The organism is Microcoleus sp. MON1_C5 (genome assembly GCF_036701875.1).
In the GTDB taxonomy this organism is placed as follows: Bacteria; Cyanobacteriota; Cyanobacteriia; order Cyanobacteriales; family Microcoleaceae; genus Microcoleus.
Genome location: NZ_JAUBRN010000074.1, coordinates 22,049 through 28,048, shown reverse-complemented (window position 1 = coordinate 28,048; position 6,000 = coordinate 22,049). Strand labels below are relative to the sequence as shown.

3 protein-coding genes are annotated in these 6,000 nt (G+C 46.3%); all 3 read left to right on the top strand.

What is annotated here, in order from left to right; translation table 11 throughout:
• On the top strand, positions 1-2,773 hold a 2,773-nt coding region (locus QUA71_RS25555), incomplete at its 5' end, for a GAF domain-containing protein (RefSeq protein WP_333289371.1).
• 21 nt (positions 2,774-2,794) lie between these two features.
• Positions 2,795-4,240, top strand: coding sequence for a xylulokinase (gene xylB / locus QUA71_RS25550; RefSeq protein ID WP_333289369.1), 1,446 nt, complete (start codon positions 2,795-2,797; stop codon positions 4,238-4,240).
• Positions 4,241-4,358: 118 nt separating this feature from the next.
• Positions 4,359-5,939 (top strand): glycosyltransferase, encoded by a 1,581-nt coding sequence (locus tag QUA71_RS25545; protein ID WP_333289367.1) that lies wholly within the window; start codon positions 4,359-4,361, stop codon positions 5,937-5,939.
• Positions 5,940-6,000: the final 61 nt, after the last annotated feature.

Genomic DNA, 6,000 nt, shown 5'->3' with positions numbered 1-6,000 from the left:
GGATTCGTTTGGCCCTGAACTCATTGCTGAATTAAAGCAGGGCAAAACTATTGTCGTAGATGATGTCGATCGCGATCTTCGGACTGCCGGATCGGGGACTGCTACCTTTGACGCAATTCAAACCAAATCTCTCCTGTGTGTTCCATTGGTGAAAGAAGGGCGATTTGTTGCGTTGTTGGTGTTGCACCATGTCTCTGTTCGCCACTGGACTGAGGAAGATGTGGTGCTGATGGAGCGAATTGCTCAAAAAACCTGGCTAGCCGTAGAGCGATCGCGGGCGGAAGAGGAATTGCGAGAAAGTGAAGCTAATCTGCAACTCGCGCTCAACGTCGGACGCATGGGAACGTGGGACTGGGATATACAGATGGACACTGTAACCTGGTCTGATGGACACTTTGCCATCATAGGACTTCAACCAAATGAGTACGAACCCAGCTATGAACTGTGGGCTAAAAGTGTTCATCCAGACGATATAGCCGTAGCAGAAGCAGCAATTCAACAAGCGCGGCTGGAGCGAACCGAGTATCACCACGAATATCGCATCCTTTGGCCGGATGGTTCCATTCATTGGGTAGAAGCCAGAGGACGGTTTACCTACAATACACAGGGAAAGCCGATCCACATGATCGGCATTCTCATTGACATCACACAGCGCAAGCAAGCCGAACAGGAACGGGAACAACTACTAGGGCGCGAACGCATTGCCCGTTCAGAGGCAGAAGCGGCACAGCACCAATTAGCCACTATTTTTGAAACGTCTCCGATTGGACTTGCCCTATTAGATGCACAGCAGCGATTTATTGCCATCAACGAAGCATTAGCAGAAATTAATGGATTAACCCGCGAGCAACATTTAGGAAATTCCATTCCAGAACTTTTTGGTCAATTCGATCCCAAATTAGTTGAAGTCTTTCATCAGATCTACACCACAGGAAATCCCTTTATTTCACCAAACTTTGCGGTGAATGTTCCCGGACGCGGCGATCGCCGTCCCGGTTACTACAACGTTTACTATCTTCCGACTGTTAACTCAAATGCTCAGGTTGAAGGGGTTTTAGTTTATGTAGTCGATGTGACTGAGCGCGTCAGGCTAGAGCTTGCCCAACACTTTCTCTCTGAGGCGAGTGCAGTGCTGGCATCCTCACTCGATTATCAAACGACTTTAGAGCGAGTCGCGCAGCTTACAGTGCCGAAATTAGCGGACTGGTGTACGGTCCACATGATAGAAGAGGATGGTGCGATCGAGCAGATTGCAGTGGCTCACGTTGACCCTGCCAAACTGGAATGGGCACATCAGATTAGAGATAAGTATCCTATGAATCCGGATGACCCTCGCGGTGCTGCATTTACACTGCGAACTGGACAACCTGATTTGGTGCCGGAGATTCCCGATGAACTGTTGGTACACGCAGCGCGGGATTCAGAGCATTTAGAGATTCTACGGCAGGTTGGATTCAAATCGGTAATGACGGTGCCACTACGAACTCAGGCACGAATTCTAGGGGTCATTTCCTTTATCTCCGCCGAATCTGAACGACAGTACACCCCGGCCGATTTGCAACAGGCAGAGGAATTAGCTCGTCGTGCTTCTTTGGCGATCGACAATGCTCAGTTGTACCGGGCGGCTCAACGCGATCGCACAAAAGCAGAAGCCGCTAACCGAATTAAAGACGAATTTTTAGCCGTATTGTCCCACGAGTTGCGATCGCCCCTCAATCCGATTCTGGGCTGGACAAAATTGCTGCGAACTGGGCGACTCGATGCTACAAAAACGCAGCAAGCACTGGAAACGATCGAACGCAACGCCAAGCTGCAAGCGCAATTAATTGAGGACTTGTTGGATGTCTCGCGCATTCTGCAAGGAAAAATGACGTTAAACGTTGCTCCTGTGAATCTAGCGGCAATGATTGAGGCTGCCCTAGAAACGGTACGACTGGCAGCCGAAGCCAAACACATTCAAATCCAGACCACATTTAATCCTTTTTCAGGAACGGTTTCAGGCGATAGCAATCGCCTCCAACAAGTAGTCTGGAACCTGCTTTCCAACGCTGTCAAGTTCACCCCAACCGGAGGACGCATCGACGTGCAACTAGAACAGGTTGGTATGTACGCTCAGATTCAAGTTAAAGATACTGGAAAAGGCATCAAACGAGACTTCTTACCCCATGTGTTTGACTACTTCCGCCAAGAAGATGGTACAATAACCCGACAATTCGGCGGATTGGGATTAGGGCTGGCGATCGTCCGTCATTTTACCGAACTGCATGGAGGAACCGTTCAAGCAGACAGCTTAGGACAGAACTTAGGGGCTACATTTACCATCCGGCTACCGATAAACATCGTAGAGCCGGAACCCTCTTCTGATGACAGGCACGCAGAAAGTGCGGCAGACGACTTAGCAGGTGTTCGGGTCTTGGTTGTGGACGACGATGCAGATATGCGGGAGTTGGCAGCATTCACCCTGATGCAATCTGGCGCACAAGTTACGACAGCCGCTTCGGGGGTACAGGCGTTGGCCCTCCTGAATCAATCTGTCCCCGATCTGCTCTTATGTGACATTGGAATGCCAGAGATGGATGGCTATGCCCTGATTCGGCAAATTAGAAAGTGGTCACCCCAACAGGGAGGTATGATTCCTGCGATCGCACTTACTGCCTATGCTGGAGAGATCAATCAGCAGCAAGCCTTAGCTGCCGGATTTCAGATCCATGTATCCAAGCCTGTTGAACCTGATGAATTGGTCAATGCGATCGCCCGTTTGCTGAGACACTGAATGATTTGAGGATTAGCTATCATGCTGCTTGGTATAGATTTAGGAACAGGCTCTGCTAAGGCATTGCTCCTAGCGACAGACGGAACCACTATAGGTGAAGCATCAAGCTCTTATCCCGTTCATTCACCCCACCCAGGATGGGCTGAGTCGGAACCAGAAGATTGGTGGTTAGCTGTTGCCTCGGCTGTTAGGAAGGCAGTGGGAGATCGCGCTGATGGGGTACAGGCGATCGGACTTTCAGGACAAATGCACGGCGTTGTCCTAGCTTCGGAGTCGGGTCAGCCCCTGCGCCCTGCTATCCTCTGGGCAGATACTCGCTCTAGTGCCACGCTTAACACTTATCATTCGCTCGATGCTGCTATTCTAGAGCGCTTGGGCAACCCGATTACGGCTGGAATGGCTGGTCCAACTTTGTTGTGGCTACGAGAACACGAGGCTACTGTCTACACCGAAGCGCGTTGGGAACTTCAGCCAAAAGATTGGCTGCGGTTACGGCTGACTGGAGAAGTTGCAACCGAACCATCTGATGCTAGCGGTACTTTGCTTTACGATATTGTGTCGGACAACTGGGCTGGGGAAGCAATCGGGGCGCTGAATCTACGTAGTGATTGGTTACCAAAAATTATCCCCTCTAGTGCGATCTCCGGCTACCTAACAACTATTGCTTCAGAGCATCTCGGCTTACCTGTTGGCTTACCGGTTATCGCTGGTGCTGCGGATACCGCAGCGGCGGCACTTGGTAACGGACTACTAGAGCCTGGATTGGTTCAACTAACGATCGGCACAGGCGCTCAAATCATTACACCTCGATCGCAACCAATTATCGATCGTCATGGTCGTACCCATCTCTATCGAACCGCCCTACCTAACCAGTGGTACACACTTGCAGCAATGCAAAATGCCGGCTTAGCGCTTGAGTGGGTGCGAGGTATCCTCGGCTTGAGCTGGCAGGAAGTCTATACTAAAGCGTTTTCTGTTCCCCCAGGATGTGAAGGGTTGACATTTTTGCCGTACCTCACGGGTGAGCGAACTCCACACCTTGATCCCTATATACGCGGGGCATGGGTGGGGCTTGGACTTCATCACACACAGGCGCACCTGATGAGGGCAGCTTTAGAGGGAGTTGCTTTTGCCTTGCGACAAGGTTTTGAGGCACTTGAAGCAACAGGTTTTAAAGCGACAGAAATGCGTTTAGCAGGCGGTGGAACGGCAGAAATGCCTTGGAAACAATTACTGACCGATGTATTGAGAATACCCCTCTATTCAACTACAGTTGCTGCGGCTTCCGGACGTGGTGCTGCTCTACTGGCGGGTATCGGAATTGGTGTATATGCAGATGCTAATGACACCATCAAACTGGCAGCCACACCAATGCTTGCTGCCACTCCCCAATCAGTTGATCCAATCCTAGAAGAGGCTTGGTTTCGATATCAATCCCTTTATCCACGACTTAAAAAAATGTCATAGGAGTTATGCCTAAAGGAGGAGGTACTAGAACCTATCCACAAATTACTCTTAAGCTAAGACTGATGAACATCAGTCAAATAAAATAACTAAGTCTACTACAAGAAGAGGGAGATATTACATGAATATATTAGCTGGAATTAAGCTACCAAAATCAGTCGAGGCCTCGGATGTATATATACGGTGTAATGAATCTGCCTCTATAAGCTACCAGGAAGATGACAAAAAAGTTGTTTTATCTCGGGGTGGTGTTGTCTCCTCAAATTCTTACTTTAATTCGTTTTACGAGAGATATTATACTCAATATACAACTCTTAGCTCTATCTACTATGTGCTGAAACTTGAAGGCGATTTTAAAGTTTCTGTTTACCGAGAATTTGATGGACAAAAAAACAAAGAAATTATTTCTGAAGAGAGCTTTGAGAAATGTCAGTTCTCTGATCCTGTAAAAATCTCACCAATAAATCTCCTTCAAGGTAAAAAAGCGGGCAGAATATATTTTGAAATAACTTGTTCTAGTGAACAGGGTGAATTTAAAGGGGCCTGGATAGCAACCGATCAAAGTAAAACTAGAGAAGCATCCTTGGGGATTGTAATTTGCACCTTTAAAAAAGAGGACTTCATACAAAATACATTAAGTGCAATTTTTCAAGATGAATTACTAGAAACCAAGGACTTTAAAGTATTCGTGGTTGATAATGGTAGAACTTTAGATGAAGCTGATTTCGGAAAGCCAAAACTGAGGCTAGTTCCTAATATAAATGCTGGTGGAAGCGGGGGCTTTACCAGAGGGTTGGTAGAAGCTTTAGAGGAAGAAAAATATTCTCACTTTTTGCTTATGGATGATGATATAGAGTTAGAAAGTGAATGTATTTATAAATTATTTCCTTTGTATGAATACGCCAATTCGGATTTTGCTGTAGCGGGTGGACTGCTAAATTTACAAAAAAAGCATATGTTGTATGAAGCAGGAGCATCGTACAACGCCTATTCTAAAACTAGAGGATTTGGACCTGGGGCATTAATTGCTTTAAATTATAATATCGATTTACGAGATTCTAATTCTCTCAACAGGTTGCTGAAGGAAGAAGATGTAGATTATGGCGGATTTTGGTTTTTCTCTTTTTCTAAGGAACTCGTTGAACAAACTAAATTACCGCTGCCTTTATTTATCAAAATAGATGATGTAGAGTTTGGTTTAAGAATAAAAGAGTTGGGCAATAACATTGTAGCTTTTCCATCACTGGCGGTGTGGCATCAACCAGCGGCGGCAAAGAATGTAAATTGGGAAAATTATTATTATATCCGCAATGATTTAATAGCTTATTCCATCCATTATTCTCCAGAATATATGGCTGCAGTTGAGCATTTGACAAAAGTAATACTTCAGGCTTTAGCAAAATTTGATTATAATCATGTAGAAATGGTTGTAAAAGCTTTTGAAGACTATCTAAAAGGCCCAGATTTTATCAAAAACACTGACCCAGAAAGCTTTCACATGAGCATTGTACAGCTTAGTAAAAGCTATAACAACCAAAATGAGGTAGATAAAGTAGCTGGTACTAACCTTTTGACTAGGTGGTTTAAAGTTGCTGCTGAAGGTAGTAATGAATGGTCATCCGTAAGGGAAAAATGGAAAAGTGCTGCCCAGGAGATAACATCTACTATATTTTGGCAGCAATACCTTGGGCTAAAGAAATAGAATTGACCGCCTCCACAGGTTGATGGTTGACAGCTTAGGCCGCCAGCAACTCAACGATTCA